This window comes from Sphingomonas sp. FUKUSWIS1 (assembly GCF_000733135.1).
GTDB lineage: Bacteria > Pseudomonadota > Alphaproteobacteria > Sphingomonadales > Sphingomonadaceae > Sphingomonas > Sphingomonas aerolata.
The window spans coordinates 1312-3339 of record NZ_JPJC01000253.1 but is presented as its reverse complement, the minus strand read 5'-3'; the positions used below and the strand labels follow the sequence as shown (position 1 = coordinate 3339).

The 2028-nt window shown below is 71.2% G+C and carries 3 protein-coding genes; all 3 read right to left on the bottom strand.

Annotation, left to right across the window (positions count from 1 at the left end; all coding sequences use genetic code 11):
- The coding region (locus sphsw_RS16100) for a glycosyltransferase family 2 protein (RefSeq protein WP_031441519.1) at window positions 1–398 on the bottom strand (398 nt) is incomplete at its 3' end.
- A complete protein-coding gene (locus tag sphsw_RS16095) occupies window positions 395–1303 on the bottom strand; it encodes a polysaccharide pyruvyl transferase family protein (RefSeq protein ID WP_235188435.1) in 909 nt (302 codons plus the stop codon). The genes sphsw_RS16095 and sphsw_RS16100, both read right to left, overlap by 4 nt.
- A partial coding sequence (locus sphsw_RS19035; RefSeq protein WP_152555533.1) for a glycosyltransferase occupies window positions 1300–2028 on the bottom strand: 729 nt, incomplete at its 5' end. The genes sphsw_RS19035 and sphsw_RS16095, both read right to left, overlap by 4 nt.

Below are 2028 nucleotides of genomic sequence, written 5' to 3'. Positions count from 1 at the left end.
GGCAGGTCTGCGGTATCGCCCGGCAGGATCCGCCCGCCGACGATCGTCGGCATCGCGATCCCCGCGAACCGGCGGACGAGCGCGAGCAGATAGTCCGGCTTCAGCACGCAATCGTCGTCGGTCATCGCGACGATCCGCCCGCGGACATGCGCCAGCCCCAGATTGCGCGCCCGCGCCAGCCCCGCGAGTGGTTCGGCCAGCAGCAGCACGGGAAACGCCTGCTCCGCCTGCCAGGCCGCCAGCCGCGCCGCGGTGTCGTCGCGCGACCCGTTGTCGACGACCACCATCTCGACCGCCACGTCCCCCGCAACCCCGACCGCGCGCGTCACCGAATCGAGCGTGCGCGACAGCGACGCCCCCCGGTCGCGCGTGCAGATCAGCACACTGACGTCGATCATTCGCGCAGCAGCAGCGGCGATCGCGCGGTCCAGGCGGCGATATAGGCGGACAGCTTGCCATAATCATTGTCGAGCGCGACGTGCGGGATGCCCAGCAGCAGCGCGAGGATATGCGCGTGCAGCCGGTCGGTCACGACCTGCCGCCCGCGCGACAGCAGCGCCAGCCCGCGCGCGACCCGCGCACCAGCCAGCCGCTCATAGTGTGCAGCACGCGGCATCCCCGCCTCCCATAGGGGCAGCACGCCGTCCTCGAGCCAGTCGAGCACCACCGCCCCCTCCGGCACCGGCCCGCGATCCCCCGCCACGCGCTCGTCATCGGTCCGCATCAGCATCAGCAGGTCGCAATCCGAAGCCCCACGCGGCTGCGCCCCCAGCGCGAACGCGGAATCGGGTGCGAGCGCGACCGGGCAGGACAGGTGCCGCGCAAGGTCGAGGCTGCGGGCATCGCGGACATAGAGGTGGAAATCGGGATGCGCGTCGACGCAGGCAGCTAAACGGTCGAGCCCTTCGACAGCGCGGAAATGGATCGACTGCGGCAGCTGGACGATCGTCCGGTCGCGAAACGCCGCCAGCATAGCCTCGCGAAACCGCTGATGATGCGGCCAGATATCGCCCAGATTGCCGCCACCGTGCAGGAACACGACCCCCGCCGGGCTGTCGAGGCGAAACGCGTCCGCGTCGAACGCGTCCCAGGTGCAGACATGATCGGGATCGCGCCCGGTGATCGCGCGGAGCATCGCGATCTCGCCCAGCCAGATCGCGCTGTCGCCAACATTGGCGTGATCGGGAAAGTCGAGCAGCGCATAGCGGTCGCCGGGCCCGACATGCTGCCGGTACAGCCCCGCCAGCGCTGCCTGCTGCACCGCGACCACGTCGTCGCCCTGTATCCGTGCAGACACCGTCACGCGACCATCTCCGCCTTGGCCGCGCATACCTCCGCATAGAGTGCCTCGCACCGGTCGAGCCAGCGGTCGCGCGTGAACAGCCGTTCGACCCGAGCGCGCGGTACATCGCGCGGGATCGCCATCGCCGCAGGGATCGCCGCCGCCAGCCCCTCGACGTCGCCCGGCCCAGCGAGACACCCTGCCTCACCCACGACCTCGCGTGCCGCGCCCATGTCGAGCGCGGCGACCGGCAGGCCGCACGCCAGCGCCTCTGCCGCGACCAGCCCGAACGGCTCGTCCCAGCACGGCGTGAACAGGAACACCGACGCCTGCCCGAGCGCCGACGCCAGCGCCGCGCCGTCCAGATGCCCGCCATAGCGCACGTCGGGCCCCAGATGCGGCGCGACCTCGGCCGCCCAATAGTCCGGATCTTCGATCTGCCCGTACAGCGTGATCGCCACGCCTGCGTGCCGCGCCGCCTGCACCGCCAGATGCGGCCCCTTGTTCGGCGTCATCCGTCCCGACCAGACCGCGCTGCCGTCCCCTGCGGGCGAGAACCGCCACGCGGCGGGGTCGATGCCGTTGTGTAGCACCGACGCCTCGGCGGGCGCACCGTCCGGCCACCAGGCACGCAACTGTGATTGCGACGTCACCGTCAGCCGGTGCGTCGGTGACGGGCTCGCCTTCACGAACCAGTGCAGCGCGTCATAGGGCGGCACGTGGAGCGAGGTGACGGTCGGCACGAT